The sequence below is a fragment of the Streptomyces polyasparticus genome, assembly GCF_014493765.1.
Lineage (GTDB): Bacteria > Actinomycetota > Actinomycetes > Streptomycetales > Streptomycetaceae > Streptomyces > Streptomyces polyasparticus.
Map to the genome: position 1 here is coordinate 1 of NZ_JACTVJ010000041.1, position 22666 is coordinate 22666.

At 67.8% G+C, this 22666-nt stretch carries 19 protein-coding genes; 6 read left to right on the forward strand and 13 right to left on the reverse strand.

The features are described 5' to 3' along the window. Positions 1–341: AbeC-like domain-containing protein (locus H9Y04_RS43540; protein ID WP_498067173.1), on the forward strand; the 341-nt coding region annotated here is incomplete at its 5' end. Next, on the forward strand, positions 341–724 hold the full coding sequence (locus tag H9Y04_RS43545) for a hypothetical protein (RefSeq protein WP_187819815.1): 384 nt from the start codon (positions 341–343) through the stop codon (positions 722–724). The genes H9Y04_RS43540 and H9Y04_RS43545, both read left to right, overlap by 1 nt. A 332-nt stretch (positions 725–1056) precedes the next feature. On the opposite strand, the gene H9Y04_RS43550 is transcribed toward H9Y04_RS43545, so the two are convergent. The 12 genes from H9Y04_RS43550 to H9Y04_RS46320 all read right to left on the reverse strand — a co-directional run bounded on the left by H9Y04_RS43550 (position 1057) and on the right by H9Y04_RS46320 (position 13808). Further along, complete coding sequence (locus H9Y04_RS43550) at positions 1057–1932, reverse strand: recombinase family protein (protein WP_187819816.1); 876 nt, start codon at positions 1930–1932, stop codon at positions 1057–1059. Positions 1933–2426: 494 nt separating this feature from the next. Next, positions 2427–2831 carry a PPOX class F420-dependent oxidoreductase gene (locus tag H9Y04_RS43555; protein WP_187819817.1) on the reverse strand — a complete coding sequence of 135 codons (405 nt, stop codon included), beginning with the start codon at positions 2829–2831 and terminating at the stop codon, positions 2427–2429. A gap of 27 nt (positions 2832–2858) precedes the next feature. Further along, the gene (locus H9Y04_RS43560; protein ID WP_187819818.1) at positions 2859–3926 is read right to left on the reverse strand and encodes a methyltransferase; all 1068 of its coding nucleotides are present in this window, start codon (positions 3924–3926) and stop codon (positions 2859–2861) included. Beyond that, entirely contained in the window at positions 3919–4350 is a 432-nt protein-coding gene (locus H9Y04_RS43565) for a nuclear transport factor 2 family protein (protein ID WP_187819819.1), read from the reverse strand. The genes H9Y04_RS43560 and H9Y04_RS43565 overlap by 8 nt, the downstream gene beginning before the upstream one ends. Before the next feature lie 121 nt (positions 4351–4471). Then, positions 4472–5920 carry an FAD-binding oxidoreductase gene (locus H9Y04_RS43570; RefSeq protein ID WP_187819820.1) on the reverse strand — a complete coding sequence of 483 codons (1449 nt, stop codon included), beginning with the start codon at positions 5918–5920 and terminating at the stop codon, positions 4472–4474. 61 nt (positions 5921–5981) lie between these two features. Further along, positions 5982–7538, reverse strand: coding sequence for an aldehyde dehydrogenase family protein (locus H9Y04_RS43575; protein WP_187819821.1), 1557 nt, complete (start codon positions 7536–7538; stop codon positions 5982–5984). Between the two features lie 14 nt (positions 7539–7552). Continuing rightward, a complete protein-coding gene (locus H9Y04_RS43580) occupies positions 7553–7801 on the reverse strand; it encodes a hypothetical protein (protein ID WP_187819822.1) in 249 nt (82 codons plus the stop codon). 42 nt (positions 7802–7843) lie between these two features. Beyond that, positions 7844–8269, reverse strand: coding sequence for a nuclear transport factor 2 family protein (locus tag H9Y04_RS43585; RefSeq protein WP_187819823.1), 426 nt, complete (start codon positions 8267–8269; stop codon positions 7844–7846). Then, entirely contained in the window at positions 8266–9228 is a 963-nt protein-coding gene (locus H9Y04_RS43590) for an aldo/keto reductase (protein ID WP_308802040.1), read from the reverse strand. The genes H9Y04_RS43585 and H9Y04_RS43590 overlap by 4 nt, the downstream gene beginning before the upstream one ends. Positions 9229–9274: 46 nt before the next feature. Then, on the reverse strand, positions 9275–10396 hold the full coding sequence (locus tag H9Y04_RS43595; protein ID WP_187819824.1) for a type III polyketide synthase: 1122 nt from the start codon (positions 10394–10396) through the stop codon (positions 9275–9277). A 381-nt stretch (positions 10397–10777) separates the two neighbouring features. Further along, positions 10778–12001, reverse strand: a complete 1224-nt coding sequence (locus tag H9Y04_RS46315) for a Tn3 family transposase (RefSeq protein WP_308802041.1) — start codon at positions 11999–12001, stop codon at positions 10778–10780. 838 nt (positions 12002–12839) lie between these two features. Continuing rightward, a complete protein-coding gene (locus tag H9Y04_RS46320) occupies positions 12840–13808 on the reverse strand; it encodes a DUF4158 domain-containing protein (protein ID WP_214662244.1) in 969 nt (322 codons plus the stop codon). Positions 13809–13975: 167 nt separating this feature from the next. On the opposite strand from H9Y04_RS46320, the gene H9Y04_RS43605 reads away from it, so the two are divergent. From H9Y04_RS43605 to H9Y04_RS43620, 4 genes are all read left to right on the forward strand, one after another. Further along, positions 13976–16732, forward strand: a complete 2757-nt coding sequence (locus tag H9Y04_RS43605; protein WP_187819825.1) for a DEAD/DEAH box helicase family protein — start codon at positions 13976–13978, stop codon at positions 16730–16732. Continuing rightward, a complete protein-coding gene (locus H9Y04_RS43610) occupies positions 16714–17592 on the forward strand; it encodes an AAA domain-containing protein (protein ID WP_187819826.1) in 879 nt (292 codons plus the stop codon). Before H9Y04_RS43605 ends, H9Y04_RS43610 begins: the two co-directional genes overlap by 19 nt. Before the next feature lie 186 nt (positions 17593–17778). Beyond that, positions 17779–20541, forward strand: coding sequence for an ATP-binding protein (locus H9Y04_RS43615; RefSeq protein ID WP_187819827.1), 2763 nt, complete (start codon positions 17779–17781; stop codon positions 20539–20541). A gap of 16 nt (positions 20542–20557) precedes the next feature. Further along, positions 20558–20923 (forward strand): 6-pyruvoyl trahydropterin synthase family protein, encoded by a 366-nt coding sequence (locus H9Y04_RS43620; protein WP_187819828.1) that lies wholly within the window; start codon positions 20558–20560, stop codon positions 20921–20923. 365 nt (positions 20924–21288) lie between these two features. Here H9Y04_RS43620 and H9Y04_RS43625 read toward each other — a convergent pair whose 3' ends face one another. Further along, positions 21289–22527: an IS256 family transposase gene (locus H9Y04_RS43625; protein ID WP_187819829.1), complete on the reverse strand. Its 1239-nt coding sequence runs from the start codon at positions 22525–22527 to the stop codon at positions 21289–21291. Between the last annotated feature and the right edge of the window lie 139 nt (positions 22528–22666).

The following is a 22666-nucleotide window of genomic DNA, read 5'->3' on the forward strand; positions in this document are numbered from 1 at the left end:
GAGAGTTGCGCGGTGGCCGCCCCATGACCAGGGGCTACGCGGAGATCGCGGCTACACCACCCAGCGGGACACCATCCAGTCTGCGGGAGGCCTACTCGGCTCGCTACATGGACGACATGCTCCAGTACGACGACGCCCGCCGCTATATCGACATGATGCAAGGGCGGGTTCTCGCCGCCGTCGAGGGCTTCCTGGTGGAGCACAACGTGGACACCGAAGCGTACCGAGAGAAGATCACGGTCGTGTTGAACAACGGGATCATCAACACGGGTGAGATGAGCAACGTGCAGAACCAGCCGGGTGCCGTCGGCTCCCAGCAGGCCTCAGGAGGAGGAACGTGATGTTCGGTCGGAAACGGCAGCCGGGTGGCGCCAACTCAGGGATCCAGAACAGCGGAAACATGCAGTACGTACAGAACCAGCCCGATGCCTATCAATCGACTCAGAGCCAGGACAACTCCGGCATCGGCCGGGAGGAGTTACAGGGCATCGCCGATCTGCTCGGGCAGATCCGGCAGGGCATGGAGCGCGAGCGCGACCGCGTGAACGACTACGCCTTGTGCGTCGGCTTCCTGGACACGGTCACTGAGCAGCCGTTGGACAACGCCGAAGGGCGAGCGGTGGCCAAGGGGTTGTTGGAGAAGATCCAACAGAAGTGCGGAGGCGTGCCAGGACTGGTGTCCCTGATTGCGTCCACACTGTCCGCGGTATCCGCGCTCGCCTGACGCACACCGTCTCAGACGCGGGTGCTCGGTCAGTGTGGATCAATGCCGAGGACAAGGACCACGACGTCCGCCTCCCCTGCGTAGACTCGATCAACACCAAGCGGGGGCGGGGGCCGATGCAGCAGGCGCAAGGGTTGGACGTGGTGCGGTACTGGCGGGCGATCGAGCTGTTCAGTCCGCCGAAGCTGCCAACCGCCCGCCGCGGCGGCGCCCGGATCTCGGCGCGTGAGTGGATCCAGCAGATTGGGCCCTGTGCTCCCGAAGCTACGGCGAAGTGACAAGTAGCTGAGAGTGTTGTTCCTCCCTGCTGTCGCCGCTCGCTGTATCCGGATTCAGGCCGAGCCGTCGGTCTCGGCGAGGATGCGGTAGACGGAGGCGACGGAGGGGTGCTCGCCCTTGTTCTTGCCGGTGGGGATGACGAGCTTGTTCGCGATTTCGGGGACGGGGACGCCGCTGGCGCGCAGGGCGCGGGCGTAGGCGGCCATGTCCTCGTCGAAGACTTTGGGGCGTCCGCCGTGGCGGCCGCGGTCGCGGGCGGATGCCTGGCCTTCGAGGGACTTCTCCCGGATGTACTCGCGTTCGGACTCGGCCATGCCTGCGAAGAACGCGAACAGGGCGGCGCCGTGCCCGGACGGGTCGTAGGTGCCTTGCAGCGGTCCGGTGAGGAGTTCGAGCTCGATGTCTGCGGTGCGCAGGTCCTCGGCAATGGTCAGGAGCTCGGCGGCGCCGCGTCCGAGTCGCTTCATCTCGTGCACGGTAAGGAGCACCCGCTGGTGTGGGACGGCCTTCTTGATGGTCTGGGCGAAATCCAGTGCCTTGACGAACTCGGGCCGGACCTTGATGCGGGTGCTGATCTTCTCGGAGAACACCGGGTCGCAGCCCGCCTCGGCCAGGGCGTCGAGCTGGCTCTGCAGCTCTTGCGCGGCTGTACTGCAACGGGCATAGCCCACCCTGGTGGGCGCGGTCGCCTGCGCTGGGATCACCGCGTCGACGGCGGGCCCCTGCGCCCAGGCGCGGCCGGGCCCGCGGTCGGTGGGGGTCCTCACTTCGAGTTCGGCGCGGAGCTGGGACACCAGCATGAAGCGCGGGGTGTGGTATTTCGGGGCTACTTTGCCGCCGCGGGTACGGCAGGTACTCCCGGCGGGCACGGAACAGGTGGGGCAGTCGAACTGTTCGACGGTGGCGGCCGGTCCGGTGAGCTGGCTCATGTTGCAGAAGCTACCCGAGCCGGTGTTGTGCGAAAGCTGTTCTGCGAGAGGTTCTGAGAACACGGAGTGTGAAAAAAACGGACCCCGTTCGGGGCGGCTTGATCGTTCGCAGAACTATCCATATCTGCGAACGCACCGCCGCATCGATGACGCGGCGGCGCACTGTCTTCCAGGCCCGCGGGCATCCCGTTGCTGGCATGGCGAGCGGTCGTTCTCGTTGGCGTGGAGATGGAAGCGGGAGCTGAGGTTGTTCATGCGGAGTTGTCGGGGGCGTACTGGCTGGAGAGTTCGTCCTGCAGGCCAGGGGGATGCTGTGGGCGCTGTCCTCTGGAGACAGCGGCTGCGGCGGCTGGGAAGGTGTCGTGGCAGAGGGGGGCGATGACGGTTCTCGCTGCTGGAGTGGTTGTGGTGGCCGTGTTTTCGGTCTGGGTGAAGTGACTCAGCTCAGAGGCCGGCCTTGCGTACGCCGGCGAGTACTTCGGCGGCGACGTCTTTCAGATGTTGCCGAGCACCTTGTGTGGCGTGATCCGAACGATCACGCGTTGGGTGTCATGGACAGCGTCGGGATTGAATCCTGCATAGTTCGTGCCGGTGTACTTGATCGCAAGGACGTCGATCAGTTCGGGCCCGCCTTCGGTGGTGATGGTGGCGGGGCCGCGTACTTCTGCGTAGCTGTATGGAGCTGCGGCGGACTGTACGACGAGTGCGGCGCGCGGGTCGCGGCGTAGGTTCTTCTCTTTGCGGCGGCCGATGGTGGTGGAGATGAGAATGTCATCCTCATCCCGGGTTACCCAGACCGGGGAGAGTTGGGGAGATCCATCGGGTTGGACGGTTGCGAGGATGACGAAGACGGGACTGTCGAGAAGTGCCTTGAGGTGCGGGGAGAGTCGGGCATTCATGCTGGCCTTCCTGGGGGCGCTGGACGGTCAGGGCCGGTGTTGTTCTTTGACTGCGGTGATGAGGAGTTCGCCGTATTCGCCGGCGAGGGCCGTTCGTCCGGTGGGCCTGAATCCGGTGTGGGTCAGCCATTCTTCATACTCTCTTGGGGTGTAGACCATTCCTTCGCCGGATGCCACCGCTTGGAAGTAGGCCGACAGGGTGGCGGCGAGTACGGGGCCGGTCTCGTCGTCGTCTTGGCCTGGGGTGACGATGTACAGGTCGCCTTGTTCGGGGAGGGCACGGGAAGCTTTGGCGAGCAGGGTCCGGATCCGCTCTACCGACCAGATCTCCAGGAAGTGGGCGAACAGTACGGCGTCGATGCCGGGGGGGAATTTGTCGGCGAAGGCGTCGAGGGCAACGGCGCGCACGCGATCGGACAGGCTCAGTTCGGCGATGCGTTGGTTTGCGGAGTCCACGACGGAGGGCAGGTCGACGATCGTGATCTGGAGGTGGGGCCAGCGGCGGGCCAGTTCGGCTGCGTACACGGCGGTGCCGCCGCCAACGTCCAGCAGATGGCGGCAGTTTGACAGGTCGAGTCTGTGGGCGACGTCTTCGGCGACACGTCGGCTCACGGTGCCCATCATCGCGTGGAAGGCGTCCTCGAGACGGGGATCGCCTGCCAGCCGCGTGTAGAGGTTCGGGGACGATCCCTCGATCTCCCGTTCCATGCCGATGTTGGTGTTGTGCTGCAGGGATTCGTGCAGCCGGTCGATGGGCCGGTAGATGACGTGTTTGTGCCAGGTGACCAGGGCTGCGGGCATGCGGTCCTCTGAGTCTGTGAGCAGCGTGGCCACTGGCGTGTTGTGGTAGCCGTCGCCGACCTTGCTGGTCAGGCCGAAGGCGGTGCAGCCCAGCAGCAGGATCCGTGTGGGCTGCTCGTGCAGGCCGAGCTGGGCGGCGATGTCGGCGCGAGTGCTGCCGGGCTTTTGGTCCAGGAAGGCGAAGAGGCCGAGTTCGAATGCGGTGCTCAGGTATTGGAACCGGTACAGGCCGTTGAGCGTGGACTGAAGTGTCTCGACGGCACTACGCGGTGCGGGTGCGTGCTGGTCAGGCATGGGGCAGGTCCTTCCCGGGGATGGGCTGTGCTGGGGCGTCGGCAGTTTCGTGTGCACCGGGGCTTTGCCGTTGGGCATACACGGGAGCGAGGTCGATGTAGATCTGCCAGTCGCGGACGAGGGCACCGTGGTAGGTGAGGATGTCGGCGTTGGGCACGGTGACGGTCTGGCCGTCCTTGCGCCGGTACTCGACCTCGCACTGCACGATGACGACGTTGTCGTGCTGCCACGTTCTGAGGATGCGGTGCGTCAAACCGTTGATCGTGGAGAAGAAGCCGGCGACTGCATTGCGCACGGCCTCCCGTCCGATGGCGGGCTCGGCATTGGCGAAGCGGAACACCACGTCTTCGGTGAGGTGGGTGATGAACTCGCCGGGGTCGAGGGTATCGATCGCGGCGAAAATCTTGGCTACGTCATGGGGCACAGTGCGTTCCGTCCCGGTGGTTGGGTGTGAGGACATGTGTGCTCGTCGTGACCGGTCAAGGAGGTGGAGCGCGGCCTGCATCTCGTACCTGACACAGGGGCGCTTGACTGTGTGCGAGTGCTCAGGTGAAGACGGGGGCGATGTTGTGGTTGACGCGGAAGAAGTTGCCCGGGTCGTAGAGGGCCTTGATGCGGCCGAGGCGTGCGTAGTTGTCCGGGCCGCCGTAGGCGTCCACGACACGGTCGCTTTCATCGGCGTTGAGGGCGTTGATGTAAGCGCCGGGCCCGGTCCACGAGGTGAGGTCGGTCATGGCGTTGCGGATCTGGCCGATGTAGTCGTCGTCGCAGGCCGGGTCGTCCCAGTGCAGGGCGAGGTTGAGCCAGTAGGGGGCGCCGCGGTTGGAGAAGGCGGCTGCCTCTTCGGGAACGTCGTTGATGGCGCCGCCGAGGCAGATGACCTGGGCTTCGCCGCGCATGGGCATGGTGGCCCAGAAGTCGACCAGGCGATCGATGGCTTCGTCGGTGAGGGCGGTGAGGTGGGCTTCCTTGGTGTAGTTGCGGTGACCGTCGGCGAATTCGGGGTCCAGGGCTTTCTGCATGCCGGTGCCGAACGGCAGCACGGTCGTGGCGGTCAGACACGGCTCGCCGACCTGGGCGAGGCGTTCGGTGTAGTCGACCCCTTGGGGGTCGTCGGCGTCGTCGAGCCACATGGAGAAGAGCATCATCAGGCGCTCGCCGACGAGTTCGTCGGGCACGAACGGCAGCGGTGGCATATGGCGTTTCAGTCCCCCGTGCCAGCTGACCGTGCGCGGCAGGCTCGGCACCTTGGCCGCGTATTCGCGTAGCGCCTGCTTGGCCTCCTGGGGCCGGTAGAGGCTGACACCGATCCGCATGGCGGGGCCGAAGGGGTGCGCCTGGAGGGTGAAGCGGGTGACGATGCCGAAGTTGCCGCCCCCGCCGCGCAACGCCCAGAACAGGTCAGGATGCTGGGCGGGGGAGACTTCCAGGACTTCGCCGCTGGCCAGCACGACTTCCAGGGAGAGGAAGTTGTCACAGGTCAGGCCGTGCTTGCGGGTCAACCAGCCGGCGCCGCCGCCCAGCGCGAGACCGCCGAGTCCGGTCTCGGAGACCGTTCCGGTGGGCACGACCAAGCCGTGCGGTTCGGTGGCCTCGTCCACATCGGCGAGCAGGCACCCGCCCTCTGCGTGCACCACATGCTGTTCGGCGACCACCTGCACCTGGCGCATCAGGCTCAGGTCGATGGTCATGCCGCCGTCGGTATGGGCCTTGCCGGAGACCGAATGGCCGCCGCCCCGTACCGAGAACGCCACCCCGAGCCGGCGAGCTGCGTTGACGGCGGTGACGACATCCTCGGTGTCGGTGCAACGGACGATCAGGCCCGGGTGCTTGTCGACCATGGCGTTCCACACGGTGCGGGCCCGGTCGTAGTCGGGGCTGTCCGGCCCGATCAACGGCCCCTTGAACCCGGAGAGCCCGATGACCACTCGGGCACGCAACGCGTCGTCTATGGCGCGGGGTTCGCTGACGGTGGGGGACGGAACGGTGGTCATGGATGTCTCCCTTTGCTGGGGCCGTTGCCTACGCCGGGCAGCGATGATGAATATCTTGTGGTCACGCTGTGAGGTGGTGGGCGGGGAAGTTGCCGGGCAGGCGCTCGCCTTGGGGGCCGTTGGTCACGGACCGCACGAGGAGTTCGCCGCCGACGAAGGCGCCGCGCCAGGAGGCGCCGAAGCCGCCGAAGAGCTCGTCTCGGTCGCCGCGCGAGCGCGGCTTGTTGTGGCCGACCTTGAAGGCGCGGATCTGGGGTGCCAGACGCTCGTACGTCGCCGGGTCGTCGGTGGACAGGGTGGCGACCAGTGCCCCGTTGGAGGCGTTCATGGCCGCGAGCAGCTCCGCCTCCGTGTCAACCAGGACGATCGTGTCGATGGGGCCGAAGGGTTCCGCATGGTGCAGGGGGGATGACGGGGGCGGGCTCAGGAGGGTCACCGGCGGCACGTAGGCAGAGGTGTCCTGGCCGGTGAGGAAGTGGCCGCCGGCCAGAGAGCCGCGGTGCAGCGGTACGGCGCCGCGGTCGATGGCCTCGGCGACCAGGTCGTTCAGTTCTTTGGCCTTGGCCGCGTTGATCACGGGCCCGAAGTCCAGGCTGGGCAGCGGGTCGTCCGCGTTCTCGACCGCCAGCGGGTGCCCGGTGCGGATGGTGCGTACGGCGGGCAGGTAGGCGGCCAGGAACTCGGCGAACAAACTTCGCTGGACGACGAAACGGGGGTAGGCGGTGCAGCGCTGCTTGCCGTAGTCGAAGAGTTTCGGGATGACGGCGGACAGTGAGTCCCAGTCGGTGTAGTTCCAGATGCCCCAGGTGTTGAGGCCCTCCTGTTCGAGGATGTGACGCTTGCCCACGTCGGTGACGGCGGTGGCCACGGCGGCGCCGGTGTCGCGGCCACCGACGAAGGAGACACAGCCGATCTCCGCAGAACGCACCAGCGCATCGGACAACTCACCGCCGCTGCCGCTGACCAGCGTGACGGGGATGCCTTCACGGGCGGCGAGCGCGCAAGCCAGGGTGAGACAGGTGATGCCGCCGTCGGTCGGGGTCTTGGCGATGACCGCATTGCCCGCCAGGGCCTGTACGAGCATCGCGTGGACCAGAACGGACATCGGGTAGTTCCAGCTGGCGATGTTGGAGACCGGGCCGTCAAGCGGGGTGCGGCCTTCGAGCATGGGCTCGATGCCGTCGACGTACCAGCGCACGCCGTCGATCGCCCGGTCGACGTCGGCCTGCGCGAGGCGCCAGGGCTTGCCGATCTCCCAGACGAGCAGCAGGGCGAGCAGTTCCCGGTGTTCGGTGAGCGCGTCGAGGGCGGCCGTGACGCGAGCCCTGCGCTCGGCGAGCGGGGTGTGCCGCCAGGCGCGGTGCTGGTCCCGTGAGGCACGTACTGCCTGGTGGGCGGTGGCCGCGTCCAGGCGGGGCGGGCCCGCGATGGGGGTGCCGTCGAGGGGCGAGGTGGCGGGCAGCATACGCCCGTCGGCCTGCCAGCCGGCGTTCCAGAAGTTGAGGACTCGGTCGTCCCTAAACGCCTCAGGTGCGACGGTGAGGCATTGCTGCCAGGCGTCGGACCAGGCGGTACCGGGCTTCAGGATGAGGCGGGGGGTGGGGGGTGGTGTTGCCATGGGGAGGTCTCCGCTCACGGTGCGGTCAGATCTGCGTACCCGTCCTGTGCTCGTTCGGTGTTGCCGCTTCGGGTGGGGGTCCCGCCGCAGTGCGGGTGTGGGTGGCGCACTGCGGCGGGCGTGGTGGAGGCCCGGTACACCGCGATGAGCAGTTCCCGCACGGTCAGATTCGGCTCGCCCGGCGGGGTATCGACCGGGTCCAGCTCGTGAAGGAAGGACGTGAGCCGCAGGTCGCGCGCGGGCGAGACGTACTGAGGGTGCATGACGAACTCCGATGTGCCGGGCTTCGCGGCTGGTCGCGCTGGTCAGTCGCTGCTGGCGCGTGGTGCGGGCGGGGTGAACAAGTGCTGCAGCTCGGCGGGGCGGTAGGCGTTTTCCCAGTGCTCGACGATGCGGCCGCCCTCGAAGCGCCACAGGCCGCAGAACGGCATCGCGATCTCCTGCGGATGCGTCGCCCGGAGGATCCCGAGGACCGTGCCGAAGTAGTCGTTGGCCGTGATGTGCTGCACGTCCATGAGCAGCGTGTTCCCGGTCAGCCGGATGAGGGCCTGCTCGTGGGCCAGCACGGCCTGGATGCCGCGGCACACCCTTTGGTCCTCGGCGCTGCGGTCGGCGCGGTGCAGCACGATGTCGTCCACCGCGTAGTCGGCCAGTTTCGGCAGGTCGGCGTAGATGGCGCGCAGGACCTCGACGTGCGGGTGCGCGGTCTGAGTGTGGGTTGTGGTGGTCATGACCGGGGTCCTTCCTGGGCCGGGACGGGCGAGGTGGGCCGCCACGGAGTGGCCTTCGCGCAGAGGGCTTCGATCTCGCCCCACGGCCGGTCGGACAGGTGCAGGTCGACGGCCTTGAGGTTGTCCTCGAGGTGGGCGATGGAGGTGGTGCCGGGGATGAGCAGGGTGTTCGGCGAGTGCCGCAGCAGCCAGGCCAGCCCCAGCTGGGCGCCCGTGCACCCCAGCCCTTCGGCGGCCTTGGTCAGAATGCCGGAGGGACCCACCAGGTCACCGTGGCCCAGGGGAAACCAGGGGATGAAGGCGATGTTCTCCTTCTCGGCATATTTGAGGACGGCTTCGCCGGAGCGGTCGGCGATGTTGTAGAGGTTCTCCACCGCCACGATGTCGACAATCTGCCGGGCCGCTTCGAGCTGTTCGACGGTGACTTCGGGCTGGCCGGACAGGCCGATGTGGCGGATCTTGCCCTGCTGCTGCAGTTCGGCGAGCGCGCCGAGCTGGTCCTCCAGGGGCACGAGCGGGTCGATGCGGTGCAGCTGGTAGAGGTCGATGCACTCACGCCCCAGGCGGAACAGGCTCAACTCGACCTGCTGGCGCAGGTACTCGGGCCGCCCCAGCGCCACGATGTACGGGTCGCGGCCCTCGGCTCGGACCCAGTCCTTCGGGCCGGTGCGCAGCATGCCGCCCTTGGTGGCGATGACCAGGTTGTCGGGGTAGGGGTGCAGGGCCTCCTTGATGAGCTCCTCGTTGTAGCCGGGGCCGTAGGAGTCGGCGGTGTCGATGAAGTTCACCCCGAGCTCGCGCACCGCCCGGCGCAGCAGATACTTGGCCTTGTCCGGGTTGGCGGGCGGCCCCCACATTCCGGGGCCGGTCAGGTGCATCGCCCCGTAGCCGAGACGGTTCACGGTCAGGTCGCCGCCCAGATCGAAGGTTTTGGACACGGTCGTGGCAGATGTGGTCACAGCGGTTCCTCGCTTCTTGTCGTGGGGATGCGGTGGCTGTGCGTATTCAGGGGCGCGGCACGGGCGAAACGTTCGCCAGCAGACCGTCGGCGCTTGCGGCCTGGCGGCCGACCCGGACGAGGTCGGGAGCGCTCCAGGTGCCCAGGGAGGATTCGGCGGTGATGCCGGGCCCGAAGCCGGCCAGCAGACCGCGGGCTCCCTCGGGCAGGCCCTCGTCGAACTGGCGGCGCAGCGCGTCGAAGACGACGGCCGAGGCGATGTTGCCGTACTCCGTCAAGGTGGCCCGGCTGTGCCTAAAAGCGACCGGCGGGACCATCAGGTAGCGGGACAGGTCGTCCAGGATGCGTGGCCCGCCCGCGTGGATGATGTAGAAGTCCAGCTTCGAGGCGTCCCAGCCGTGCGCGCCCGCCAGGGTGTGCAGGGCCGGGGCCAGGACGTTCATGGTGCCTGGCACCCGCCGGTCCAGGCGGAAGTGAAAGCCGGTCGCCTTCACCTCGTAAGCGATCCAGTCCTCGGTGTCCGGCACCAGGTGGGAAGCGTTCTGCAACAGCCGCATCCCGGTACCGCCGCTGCCCCGCATGACCGCGGCGGCGATCGCATCCCCGAACAGGCCGTCGGAGAGCAGCGAGCCGACATCCGTATCGTCGGGCTGATAGCACAGCGAGCAGAACTCACAGGCCACGATCAGGACGTTGGAACCGGGGTAGGCCCGGCAGAAATCGTGGGCGCGGTTGACCGAGGTGCCGCCGGCGGCGCACCCGAGTTGCGCGATGGGGATCTGCCGGGTGTCCGAGCGGAACCCCAACTCGTTGATCATCCACGCGGTCAGCGGAGGCATCGCAAACCCGGTGCAGGACACGAACACGATCGCGTCGATGTCCCGGGCCGTCACCTCGGCCGAGGACAGCGCCTGCTTGACCACGTCCGGGATGCGGGAGCGGGCCTCGCGGACATAGATGCGGTTGCGGGCCTCAAATCCCGGATGCGACAACGTTGACGCGATCGGCTGGATCAGGTGCCGCTTCGCCACACCAGTGTTCTGGATCATCCGCAAGACCAACGGCAGCTTCGGGTGGTCGGGATGGAGTCGGCGCGCCAGCGCCAAGGTCTCCTCCATCGAGATGGTGTTCTCCGGGACCCACACAGCGGGCCGACACAGCACAGACATGCGCGCACTTCCTCACGGTCGCTTCGCTTTGCAGAACCAACCGTGAAATCGGGGAGGGCGGCGCGGCGCCATGCACACGGAAACGGTTCACTTCCAAGCAGCTCACCGCCCTACGACGCAAGGCCGGGGGCGATGGCGCGACTTGGCCAACTCCATGCTTGTCAATTACAGCGAACGAGCAAAGGCGTTTTCGGCAGCGCTCGACGTGCCCAGGGCGCTACGAAGTGCGCTCCCGATCTACGAGGTGCGCGGCGGCGCAAACCACACACGAGAAGACCGTCTCCGGCTGACCGCGAGCCCGCGGGTGTCACCGCACCGCCGGGTTCGCCCGGCGTACGCCCGCCTGAGCCGCTGGCGATGGCGGCACAGGCGGGCCTACCGTCAGATGCCGTCGGCTTCTTCGCCCGCAGACTCCGCCTCGGGCGCTGCGGTCGAGCCGGGCACGATGGGCGAGTTGAGGCCGAGGCGGTTGCTCATGTCCAGCTCGAACCTGCCGTACGGATTCACGTGGGTCCAGAACAGCGGGGACAGGGCGCGGCGGTCGGCGTCGGTGAGCTTGTCCGCCCACTTCGGTTCGGCCAGGATCTCCTGGAGCAGCAGCGTGTTGACGTGCACGAGGCTGCTCTGCAGGAGGTGCAGGGCGAGCATGGAGACCTCCTGGTTCTCCTTGTCATCGCCCGTGAGGTCGCCGTCCTTGCCGTAGAACAGGTCGTGGTTCGCGGAGTTCCAGTTCTCCACCACCTGCAGCCCGTCGTTGATCTCCCGGCGCAGTTCCATGTCCGCGAGATAGTCGCAGATGAACGCCGTGCGCACCGCCCGCCCGAGTTCCTCGATCGCCTGGTAGGTGGGGTGCTTGGGGCCGCCGCGGGTGAAGCGCCGCAGCACCTGCTCAGCCTCCGCCGTCCCCAGGCGGAGCGCGGTCGTGTACTTGACGATCTGGTCGTACTGCTGGCGGATCAGCTCCCAGTCGATCGTCTTCTTCGACAACACCGGCCCGAGCTGCGGCCAGGTGTCGTCCTCGCCGGTGGCCGGCCGGTACAGCCTCGCGGAGCCGACGTTCTTCAGCCGGGGCAGCAGGTTGAAGCCGAGCATGTGGGCGAAGGCGAACCCGACGATCGAGGCGCCGTGGGTGTCGGTGTACTGCCGGTCCACTTCCATGTCGGTGCAGTGCCGCAGCACGCCCTCGATCATCGCCGCGACCTCGGAGGCGGAACAGGACTTCAGCTGGCTGTAGACACAGACCGACTTCCGCTCCACATGCCAATAGATCATCACGCCGGGGCCGCGGTAGCGCTGATGCCACTCGGTCATGAAGTTCGAGCTCCAGGAGCCGAACTTCTTGCTGTCGCTCGCGCAGGCGGTGCCCTCGCCCCACCACTGCTCGTCGCGCGCGGTGAACGTGGAGTTGACCATCCGCACCAGCGCGGAGCGCATGTTGGCGCGGTTGACGAACAGGTGCCGCACCCGGCGCAGCACCGCCTCACTCTCGCCGTGCTTGCCCGTCGCGGTGACCCGCTTGATCCCCATGTTCGTGCCCAGCGCGAAGAGCACCAACAGCAGCCGGCGCCGCAGCACCGCCTTCGGCGTGACCTCCCTCGTGGCCACCGATACGAACTCGTCGGTGAAGTCCGTGGCGAACTCGGCCTCCTTGAGGATGTCGAGCAGGTCGATGGTGCCCCACCGCGTTCGATCTCCGCCTTCAGCGTGGTGAGGTTCTCCGGCTCCTCCTGCTTGCCCAGCGGGGTGACCTTGATCCAGGGTTCGCCGCGCTTGGAGGTGATCTCCACCCCGCCCGTGGTGCCGAGTTCGAGGGCGGTGTCGAAGCGGGTCAGCGCGTCGCGGACCTTCTTCTCCAGCGCGTCGGTGAACGCGGTCGCGTCCAGCGGCTGCCTGATGGCGTCGTAGTGCACATCCCGGTTGTCCTCGAAGTCCGGCGGCAGGTCATCCTCGGGATTGCGCCACCGGTTCGCCCCCACCACCCATATCTCCCGGCGCCGCAGCGCATCCCGCAACGAGACCAGCACGCACAGCTCGTAGGGGATGCGCTCGACGCGGCCCTTGTCGTCGACCACGGCCTTGCGCCACTGGTCCGGCACCACCTTGTCGAGGGGGATCTTCTCCGCCTCGTCGAAGTAGGCGCCCTCCTTCGCGATGGGCTGGCCCAGATACCGCTTCAGCAGGTCGATCGCATCCATCACCGGCCGGTACACCGTGTTGTTGCTCTTCAGCTCCAGGGCCTTGAGCAGCGGCTCCAGCATCCGGCGCCAGTGCCCGGAGTAGGCCGAGCGCAGCACGGTGCGGACCCGCGCCTTGTAGCGGGCCTCGTTCGCCGCCGCCTCGGCCGCGAGCGCCTTGAGGGTCCTCTCCCCGCCGACCACCGGGTAGATCGCCCGCTTCACGCTCCCGGCGGGCTCGGCGAGCGCCGCCTCGGCAACCCGCAGCATCATGGACTCCTTGCCGCGGACCTTCTTGAGCTCCTTGACGAACTCGCCCTCGACCTTCTTCTCCGCCCTCGTGTTGATCTTCTGCACCAGCTGGATGAACAGATCCACCAGCGTGTCCGTGATCTCCGTCTGACGCACATGGCACAGCGTGGACAGCAGCGTGTAGCGCACCGGAGGCTTCGCGTCCCGCAGATCAGAGGGGTACTCCTTCGACGCGCGCGCCAGGCCGCCACCTGCTTCTCCGACACATCCGCGAACAGCTCCGCCGGCATGTCCAGATTCCGCACCCGGTGCAGCTTGGTGATCTCACCCAACAGGCTCTCCAGCCCGAGCCCGGCCGGATCCGCCTTCAACTCGGTGAAGAACGTCTGCCCGCCGCCGACACTGGCCTTCTCCTCGCCGTCCTGGCCGTCGTCCTCGGCGACCAGGTCGTCCAGCCTGGAGCGCGTCGCCGCCGAGAGCCGCCTGGTCGTCGTCTGGCAGAACCGGTCCTCGAAGGTGCTGACCGCCGAACCCACCAGCCGTGCCACCTGGCCCGGGGCCGGCGGCTCCATGTGCGCCTTGCGGCACCGGGCGACCACCGCCTCCGCCAGCCGGTCCCGGGACAGCTCCACCGGGCACAACTCCGCGGCCAGCCACTCCGCGAGCTGGGCCTGGTCCTCCTCGCTGCAGATCCGGAACCCGTACGCCTCACGGATCTCCACCCGGTGCCGCTTGATCGCCCGGCCCGCCCAGTCGTACGCCGACCACTCCTCGGTGGGCACCTTCACCTGCTGCGCGAGGTACGACACCGCCGGCGCCGGCACCTCCCCGGCACTCTCCGGGAACCGGGCCTCCACCTCGAAGAACTTCAAGAACAGCGCGAACCCCAGCCGGTTCGCCCCCGACTTGTTCCGCAGCTTGCCCATATCGTCTTCGAGCAGCGTCCAGACCTCGATCAGGTCCTCCGGCTCCCACTCCTGGCGCATACACCTCTCCTGTCTCACGATCAGTGACAGCCATCACCGTGAAACAGGACCGGGGCCCTCCAGAACCCCCTCAACTCCAAGCGTCAGCAGGCGCCACCCCTCGCCACACCATTACGTACCGTTACTTGTCACTTCGCCGTAGCTTCGGGAGCGCAGGGCCGATTGACGTGCGTCCGGGTGGGTCGTGGCCGCTGCTTCCGTGGCAGAACGGCCACCCGCTGCAGAACGAGCCCATCGACGCCGGCAAGGAAGTCTGGCGGCACACGGTCTTCGGCGGAGTATTCCCGATCTCCTCCGTCCGCAGGGTGCTTGAGGAGCACTTCGGCCCCGACGGCGAGGACTACGGCGGGGTTCGACGTGGCGGCGGGGACACGGCGGTGTTCTCGTTCACCGTGGATGCCCAGGGAGTGCTGCTCGATAGCACCACGGTGTTCTCGACGTGCGCCTGGGCGACCGGGCGGGCTCGCGATCCGGGTCCGTATGACGCGAAATGGCTCGACGGCTTCGCCGAGGTGGAGAAGGAGTGCGAGGAAGCCATCGCGCTGCTGACGAAGCACGCCATCCCTTATGCGGCCCCGCAGCAGAGACAGGAGACACCAGGCCCAGTCCCCGCCGCTCTCCTGCCCGACGACGGTGCGCCAGATGTGTTGCGCAGCTGGCAGGGGATCGTCCGGGAGATTCTCGGCAGTGCCGCCGTCGGGGCGCTCGGGGCGCTCATCGGCGATCTGGGTACGGGAATCGTCGCGGGCGCTCTGCGCCCTGTGGCCACACGGATTGCCGCCCGGCGCCGCGCGGCAGCTGCTCCAACGGTGCCGGATCCGGACGACGCGACGCCACCCCCCGTTCCGGCACCGATGCCGCCGACGCCGGACGCCGACAGGGAAGATCCTGAAGGACCGACGGGACGGCCCGTCGAACTGCCCGACCTTGTCGCCTTCGCCGCGCACGTAGCCGATCTATGCTGTGTGGACGATCTGCTCTCACCGGCCAGCATCCGGGTGCACAGCGAGCGCGTCCGGCGACGCCGGGACGGGTCCCTGCCCGATGCCGACCCCGCTTTCCTCAACAGCCTGCTGCCTCAGGACCTGGAACGTGTCGCCGACGGCGGCTACGGGGCGGCGCTGCGCAGTTACCTGACCGAGGACACGGACGTGTTGCGGCACGCGCGGACAGACGTCCGGTCCGTGCCCGATCTCGTACTCCAGCATGTGTCCCCCGACGCCATGCCGCTCGGCCGGTGGCCCGCGCCAGTCGGTCAACCGCTGGCGCTCAGCCAGCAGTTCGCGGTGAACAGGATTCTCGGTGAGCTTGCGGACGGCAGCGGCCTGTTCTCGGTGAACGGCCCGCCAGGGACCGGCAAGACCACCATGCTCCGCGACCTGATCGCCGCGATCGTGGTGCGGCGCGCCCAGGCGCTGGCCGAACTGGCAGGGCCCCGCGACGGCTTCGCAGAGCGGATCAGCTGGCAGTCCGACGGTGCCTCGCGCTCCGTCACATCTCCCAGACCGTCGCTGACCGGCCACGAGATCGTGGTCGCCTCCTCCAACAATGGTGCGGTGCAGAACATCACGACCGAGCTGCCGGCACTCGATGCGCTGGGCGAGCGATGGAGGGACGAGGCCTCGTACTTCCTCGACCAGGCTGTCTCCCTGCTGGACGGCGCCCCGGCCTGGGGGATCATCGCCGCTCCGCTCGGTAAGGCGGAGAAGCGCCGGGAGTTCATGGAGAGGTTCTGGTGGGGCGAGAAGGCCGCGAAGCCGGATTCCCGTCGTACGGCCGCGCAGCGCGGCTCTCGGTCCGGGCGGTCCGCAGGCGGACAGCAGAAGCCGCCACTGAAGGGCATGCATGCGCTGCTGAAGGAGTTGGAGGACGGCAAACCCCTGCATGATCCAGTCGCCGCCCTACGCTTCCCGTGGATGGCCTCGGCAGTGCCCGTACCCGTGCCCGACGAGGCACCACCCGAGTCCGTGAACTGGTCTGATGCGAAGGCGGATTTCCTGCGCGCTGTAGCTCACGTCGAGAGCCTGCGGGCGGCTCGCACGAGGGTCTGCACACTGCTGCGGGACGGCCAGGACCTCGTCGCTGCCGAGGACACAGCCGCTGATGCTCAGGCCGAGGCGCATCGGCAGGAACGCGACGAACGCGAGCGGCTCGAAGGCGCGGAGCAGACTCTGCTCACCGAGTCAGCAGGGCTCGACCGTCTGCGCGAGCTCATTCAGGTCCATCAGCTCAATCGGCCCGGCGGGATCCGCACAGCGATGGGGGCCGGACGTCGCCACTACCTCGCGTGGCAGGAGCAGGAACGCTTCCTGCAGTACGACGTGGAGCGCGCGGAGAACCACCTCGTACGGGCACGTTCGCGATACGAGGTCGTGGTGCAGTTGCATTCGAGGGCCGAGTACGGCCGGCAGCAGGCCGACCGGCGGGCAGAGGCCGCGCGCCGTGAACGCCGTGCCGCTGAGCAGGCGCTGGGAGCGGCATCCACTCTGTGGGGAGATCATCTTCCGGACGACTGGGCGGAACTCTCCGAGAGCGAACGGGAATTGAGATCCCCATGGTCCGACGCCGAGTTCTGCGAGGCACGGACCCGTGTCTTCCTCGCTGCTCTGAAACTGCACCGCGCCTTCATCGTTGCCAACGCTGGGACGATCCGCCGCAACCTGCTCGCGCTGAAGGAGGTCTTCGCCGACGTCGTTCCGGCGAAGGCGGCGCGGGCTGTGTGGCAGACGCTGTTCCTCGTGGTGCCCGTGGTGTCCACCACCTTCGCCTCCTGCGGCCGGCTCTTCGGACCGCTCGGCAAGGAGGCCCTCGGCTGGATGCTCATCGACGAGCCGGGCAAGCCGCTCCTCAGGCGGCCGTGGGGGCACTGTGGCGGGCCAGGCGCGCCGTTCTCGTCGGCGACCCGTTGCAGCTCGAGCCCGTGATCGCGCTGCCGAGGTCCGTACAGGAACGGCTGCGCGCCGCATACGGCGTTGCCTCGACGTGGGTGCCTTCGCTGACCTCCGCGCAGCGCGTGGCCGACCGGACGAACCGCTGGGGCACGCTGCTCGACCACCAGAGCTCCGGCCTGGAGACCGAATCGGTGTGGGTCGGCGCACCGCTGCGCGTGCACCGCCGATGCGAGCGAACCATGTTCGACCTCAGCAACGACATCGCCTACGACGGACTCATGGTCTACGGCACGAAGCCGCACCCCTTCCCCGGACCCGAGGCGTGCGACACCTGCCGCAGCGCGGATCGCGCGGGTTGCCGTAACTGTGCCTATCCCGTGAGCTGTTGGGTCGACGTGACTGCCACGGACTGCGACGGCAAGTGGGTGGTGGCTGAGGGCAAGGCGCTGGCAGCCGTTCTCACCAAACTTCACGGCGAATGGGGAGTGGCGCTCAACCGGGTACGGATCCTGAGCCCGTTCCGCGAGGTGGTCGACGGATGCGCCCGGGCCGTGCGCGCGATGCGCCTCGAGTCCCACGTACCGGCCGGCGCGGATCCGGCGCACCACCGTAAGCAGGTCGAGACCTTCCTGTCCGACAACATCGGCACGGTCCACACCATGCAAGGCAAGGAAGCGGACGTGGTCATCCTCGTCCTGGGCACGCACCCGCAGCGTGGAGCGAACGCACGTGCCTGGGCCGGCGAGTCGCCGAACCTGCTCAACGTCGCGGTGAGCCGCGCCAAGCGCCGTCTCTTCGTCATCGGCAACCACGAGAACTGGCGGCGAGAACCCCACTTCGACCTCCTCGCCGAACCGGGACGACTGCCGCGGCACGCCTGGTCCACATCGTGAGGCAGTCGGTGCCGACGATGTGCGACAGGCGATCGGGATGTGCTGACGGCTTTCGGCCATTGTTGGGGCTGCCAGGCCCACGAGTTGGCGACTTGGCGTCGAGATCACTGCGGCCGTGCTTACGGTGACGGCGGGCGTTCTTGGCGCGCCGGTCGACGTTCAGTGCAGGTGGAAAGGCGGGGTGTGGTGGTGTTCGTGGATCGGGAGGAGACGCTGGAGTTGATCGCGTCGGTCCGGCGGCGGCTGCTTGAGGGCAGCAGCAGTGTCCTGTTCCTCGAGGGTGACTCGGGAGTGGGCAAGTCGTCGTTGCTCACCGAGGCGCGTGGCCGCCTGTCCGGCGCGGACTGCCAGGTGGTGCAGGTGAGTTGTCTGCCGGCGCTGGGCACCGGGCGCCAGTTCGGACCGTTCCTCGAAGCTCTCGATCAACTGAGCGCCATGTCGCGGCGCGGGCGCCGCCGCTCGCTGTGGGCCCGTGCCGTGGGGCGTGGAGCGACGGCAGCCGCGCCGGCGCTGTTGTCGGCGGTCGTGCCGGGGATAGGGGGTGTGGTCGAGGCGGGGCGGCTGGCGACGCGGGCGGCCCTGGCCACGGGGAGCATTCCGGGGGACAGCCTCGGTCCTGTGCGTTCCGCGATGTGCCGGCAGATGGTCGAAGCGCTGCTGACGGAGGCGCGGGAGGGAGCGCCGGTGCTGCTGCTCGTCGACGATATCCAGTCGTGCGACGAGGCGAGCAGGGAGCTTCTGCACATGCTGCTGCCGTGCCTTGAGGGTGAGCCGTTGAGTCTGGTGCTGTGCCTCGGGTCGTACGCGTCGTCGACGGCGGACGGTGCCGCGATGGAGCAACTGGCGGACGTATGGCAGAAGCGGCACAATCTGCTGGTGGCGCGTCACCGGGTGCCGCCGCTGCCGGAATGGGCTGTGGTCCAACTCGTTCGGGATCAGCTCGAGGGCCATGAGATCCCGGCGGGCTTCGCCGCGCGGGTGCACGAGGCGACGGGCGGATCGCCGGTGTTCGTCGAGCAGGTGCTGCGGCTGTGGCGGCCGGGGTCCGGTACGGACATGCCGTTGCCGGACCAGCTGCCGCAGGCGGTCGGTGAGCGCTTCGAGCGGGTGGATCCGCAGGCGCAGGAACTGCTTGTACTCGGCGCAACAGCCGGGGAGTTCTTCTTCTCCCACACTCTGTCCGAGGTGACCGGACTTCCGCAGACGCAGGTGCAGGACATGCTGCATCGCGTGGCGACCGAGCACGGGCTGGTGCGGGAGCGGCGCCGTGCCGATATGCCGCGGTGGGCGCAGGCGCTGCACACCGACTGGTACGACTTCGAGCACCGTGCTCTGCAGTCCTGCATCCGCAATGAGCAGAGCGAGGGCGCGCGGCTGCTCCGGCACGCCCGCGTGGCAGCGGCCTTGGAACGCCTTCCCCGTCAGGGCAGTGACCTGCCGTGGGAGATCCGTGTCCTGATCGCGGAGCAACTCCTTGCGGCTGGCCCGGCTCAGGCGGCGCACAGCGCCCGTGCGCACTACGAGCTGGCTCGCTCCGTTGCGATGGAGGAGCTCTCCTTCCTGCAGGCCGCGAAATACTGCCGCACGGCCATCGAGGCCGCCCGCCTGCTGCCCGAAGGCGATACGGGGCGCGACCGGCGTCTGGTCGAGGCGACCGAACTCCTGCTGAGCCTCACCGAGGTGACGTGGCGCGGGAATGTGGCCGAGGCGCAGTCGCCGGGCATCGACACCATGGCGGACGAGGCGGAGCAGGCGGCGCGCAGGCTCGGCGACCGGTTGCTGATCGCCCGCACCGCCTTGCTGCGGGGCAAGACCCTCCTCGCCGTTCAGGGCGTGGAGCCTTCATTGGAGAAATTGTCCCAAGCTGTCGAATTGGCGCGCGACTTGGGTGCGCAGGGCGTCGAGACGTTGTTCGTCGCCCTCGTCGAGTACGGCCGCCAGTTGCCCAAGAGGAACCTTGACGCCGGTCTCGCGGTGCTCTTCGAAGCGGAGGAGCTCTACGCGTCGGCAGACCAGCTGGGCGACACCACCAACCCGGTGCTGCATCACGCCCGCAACCTGAACGACATGCAGATCGGCGTCAACCTCTTCGATGCCGGGCGCTTCGGCGAAGCCGTGCAGCGCCTACAGCGCTGCGTGGAACGGATCGGCGGCGATGTCCTGTGCGCCGAACTGCCGATAGCGCTCAACTACCTCGCTCAACTCCACATCGCCATGGGCGATTACGTGGCCGCGGAAGCTGCCCTGAGCAGAGCCCTGTCCTTCGAGGAGGCCCAGCACGACGCACGCGAAGCGATCAGCGGCTGGCACGCCTACAACAACGCACTGCTCGCCCTCCTGGCCGCACGCTCTCCTGAACGTCTTCCGGAGGCCCTGGACAGGATCGAGCAAGCGTGGGCCGAGACCGTGGACACCTACCTCGTCAACCTGGTCCCCATCGTGCGCAATCTGTACGTCGAGGTCCTCATCACCGTACGCCCGGACGACCCCGCCCAGGCCCTGCGCCTGATCGGCGACACCCTCGCCGAGACCGAGCAGAGCGGCATGGCACGCAGCAGGATCGCCGCGTACACCCTGCGCAGCCGCATCCGACGTGCCCAGGACGACCCGACCGGCGCGGCCGACGACGCACGGGCCGCGCTCGCCATTCTCGACGAACGCGGCCCGATGCCGGCGCTGCGCACCGAGGAAGTCCTCCATGACGCCGCGTGCGCTTTGGCGGCGGCCGGTGAGGATGCCCAAACCGGCCTGCTCTTGGAGCGAGCCCGGGCGGAGGTCCGGCGCAAAGCGGACAGCATTGGTGATCCGTCGCAGCGGCAGAGGTTCCTGACCGATGTTCCGCTGAATCGGGCGCTGCTGACCCCGGAGATGCGTGAGCCGGGGGAGGGCCGGCTCATCAACCCCCGAGTTACAGTGCGGGACCAGGGCGAACACCGGACGGAACGCTAGGCAGGAGGAGGACGCCATGTTCAGCATCACCAAGGAGTTCCACTTCTCCGCCAGCCACGTCCTCGACCAACTGCCCGGCTGGCACCCCTGCGCCCGCCTGCACGGCCACAACTACGTCGTCATCCTCGAACTATCCGCCGCGGACGAAGCCCTGCGGGCGCCGGGCTTCGTCCGCGACTACCGGGACCTCGACGCGTTCAAGAAGTGGCTGGACGACACCCTCGATCACCGGCACCTCAATGAATCGATGGGGGGGGGGTGCTCCCCAACCGCCGAAAACCTCGCCCAGTGGATCTTCAAGCGGTGGTGTGAGGAACTGCCGGAGCTCACCGCGGTGAAGGTCTCCGAGACACCCAAGACGTGGGCGGTGTACCGGCCGTAGGGGCTGCGCGCTTCACAGCCGGAGGCGGAGGGCTCGTCGAACTGTGGTGCGCACACCCTGGAGTGGTGTCTGTCTGTCCTGGCATCAGCGACGGGTATCACTTTCCGTGGCCGGCATGTTTGCTCAACAGCCATGCCATGGCTAGGAACGGCAGGTACAGGATGGCGAGCGTGACGCCCACGCAGGCGACGGCCAGACGATCGCCTCTCCTTCCGGGCTCCGTCCCACGGCGGCCATACACAGTGCGAATCCGAGGCAAAATCCGCGAGATCAGATCCCATGGAGATGCCCCGCACTGCCGTTCCCGGTTCGGTCACGTCCACTGGAGTGGTGTATTGACGGCCACTCGGTGATCCATTTTCAGGTTAGGCAGTGAGTTCGGTCGGCAGGGCGAGATCGTCGGTTTCTCCGTCGTTCGGGTTCAGGCGGGCCTTGGCGAGGAGTTCGCGGCCCATGTAGCGGCGGGCTTCGGTCCATTCGTCGTTCTGCTCGGCCAGCACCGCCCCGACCAGGCGGATCACGGCGGTGCGGTCGGGGAAGATCCCGACGACGTCGGTGCGGCGGCGGATCTCCTTGTTCAGCCGCTCCTGTGGGTTGTTCGACCAGATCTGCCGCCAGATTTCGCGTGGGAAGGCGGTGAATGCCAGCAGGTCTGTCTGGGCGGTGTCCAAGTGGGCTGCGGCTTTGGGGAACTTGGCTTCCAGGGTGTCCATCACGTGGCTCATCTGGGCCTTCACCGCGTCGGTGTCGGGTTGCTCGAAGACAGTCCGCAGCAGGGTCGCGACCCAGGGTTGGGCCGATTTGGGGACCTGGGAGAGCAGATTGCGGGCGTAGTGGGTGCGGCATCTTTGCCAGGATGCGCCCGGCAGGACGGCGCCGATCGCGTTGACCAGGCCGGTGTGTGCATCGGAGATGACCAACTGGACGCCGCTCAGGCCGCGGGCGATCAGCGAGCGCAGGAAGGCGAGCCAGCCGGCTCCGTCTTCGGCGGTGGCGACGTCGATGCCGAGGATTTCGCGGTGGCCGTCGGCGTTGACGCCGACCGCGATGAGCGCGTGGATGTTGATGATGCGGCCGCCCTCGCGGACCTTCTGGGTCAGTGCATCGACCCAGACGAACGTATAGGGGCCGGCGTCCAGCGGCCGGTTGCGGAACGCTTCGACCTGTCCGTCGAGGTGCTTGGCCATCGCGCTGACCTGGGACTTCGATAGTTGGGTGACTCCGAGTGACTCGGCGAGCTTCTCCACTCGGCGGGTGCTGACGCCGAGCGGGTAGGCGGTGGCGACCACCGAGATCAGGGCCTGTTCGGCCCGGCGGCGGCGCTCGAGCAGCCAGGTCGGGAAGTAACTGCCCTGCCTCAGCTTGGGGATGGCCAGTTCGACGGTGCCGGCGCGGGTGTCCCACTCCCGACTGCGGTAGCCGTTACGCAGGTTGACGCGTTCGTCGCTGACCTGCCCGTATTCGGCACCGCACTGGGCGTCGGCCTCCGCCGACATCAACGCGTCGGCGAACGTCTTGACCATGGCGCGCAGCAGGTCCGGACTCGCCGCGGCGAGGTTGTCTTCGGCGAGGGCATGCAGGGGCACACTGTCTGGTGCGGTCATCGTGCTGATCTCCTTCGAGGCTTCGACACTTCGAAGATCAGCCGGTGGCCGTTCGTCTATGCGGGCACCCATCAGAACCAGGAGCAAACCCCCGGATCAGGTGGAACCCATACACCACTTCCCTGGACGCAACCATCCG

Excerpts from the sequence above, each read along its gene's own strand:
- H9Y04_RS43545 (WP_187819815.1), top strand. The coding sequence starts at position 341 with ATGTTCGGTCGGAAACGGCAGCCGGGTGGCGCCAACTCAGGGATCCAG.
- H9Y04_RS43550 (WP_187819816.1), bottom strand. The coding sequence starts at position 1,932 with ATGAGCCAGCTCACCGGACCGGCCGCCACCGTCGAACAGTTCGACTGC.
- H9Y04_RS43555 (WP_187819817.1), bottom strand. The coding sequence starts at position 2,831 with ATGAATGCCCGACTCTCCCCGCACCTCAAGGCACTTCTCGACAGTCCC.
- H9Y04_RS43560 (WP_187819818.1), bottom strand. The coding sequence starts at position 3,926 with ATGCCTGACCAGCACGCACCCGCACCGCGTAGTGCCGTCGAGACACTT.
- H9Y04_RS43570 (WP_187819820.1), bottom strand. The coding sequence starts at position 5,920 with ATGACCACCGTTCCGTCCCCCACCGTCAGCGAACCCCGCGCCATAGAC.
- H9Y04_RS43575 (WP_187819821.1), bottom strand. The coding sequence starts at position 7,538 with ATGGCAACACCACCCCCCACCCCCCGCCTCATCCTGAAGCCCGGTACC.
- H9Y04_RS43580 (WP_187819822.1), bottom strand. The coding sequence starts at position 7,801 with ATGCACCCTCAGTACGTCTCGCCCGCGCGCGACCTGCGGCTCACGTCC.
- H9Y04_RS43585 (WP_187819823.1), bottom strand. The coding sequence starts at position 8,269 with ATGACCACCACAACCCACACTCAGACCGCGCACCCGCACGTCGAGGTC.
- H9Y04_RS43595 (WP_187819824.1), bottom strand. The coding sequence starts at position 10,396 with ATGTCTGTGCTGTGTCGGCCCGCTGTGTGGGTCCCGGAGAACACCATC.
- H9Y04_RS46320 (WP_214662244.1), bottom strand. The coding sequence starts at position 13,808 with ATGCGCCAGGAGTGGGAGCCGGAGGACCTGATCGAGGTCTGGACGCTG.
- H9Y04_RS43620 (WP_187819828.1), top strand. The coding sequence starts at position 20,558 with ATGTTCAGCATCACCAAGGAGTTCCACTTCTCCGCCAGCCACGTCCTC.
- H9Y04_RS43625 (WP_187819829.1), bottom strand. The coding sequence starts at position 22,527 with ATGACCGCACCAGACAGTGTGCCCCTGCATGCCCTCGCCGAAGACAAC.